A 400-nucleotide genomic window follows, 5' to 3' on the forward strand; every position below is an offset into this window, starting at 1 on the left:
CTCTTCACGAGGGTCGTGAGGAGCAAGAGCGGGACGATAGAGCTTGAGGAGATAGGGGTGAAGATAGAGCCGGGGCCTGCAGCGGAAGGCTTCATAACCAACGTCGAGGGCGTCCTTGAGAGGGTTCGCGAGACCCTCCTGATGGCGAGGGAGTTCAGGAGGCAGGAAGGGGACGAAGAGGCTGTAAAGAAGGCCGACGAGATACTGGAGTACATCGAAGAGGTCAAGGAGGGCAAAAAGCCCCTGACTGTCAGAATAGCCGACCCCCTCGGGAACAGCGCTCTGATAGGCGAGAAGGTTAAGAGCAGACTTCTTACCGAGGAGGAAATCAAGAAGCTGAGCCTCGGGCCGTATAAGCTCGTTCCGGCCGAGGAGCCTGAGGAAGGCTAAAGGTAGAGAA

At 57.2% G+C, this 400-nt stretch carries 1 protein-coding gene; it reads left to right on the top strand.

Going from position 1 to position 400, the window contains the following annotated elements:
- The coding region (locus MVC73_RS02095; protein WP_297506410.1) for a ZPR1 zinc finger domain-containing protein at positions 1-390 on the top strand (390 nt) is incomplete at its 5' end.
- Positions 391-400 lie beyond the last annotated feature (10 nt).

It is taken from the genome of Thermococcus sp. (assembly GCF_027052235.1).
Classification (GTDB): Archaea; Methanobacteriota_B; Thermococci; order Thermococcales; family Thermococcaceae; genus Thermococcus.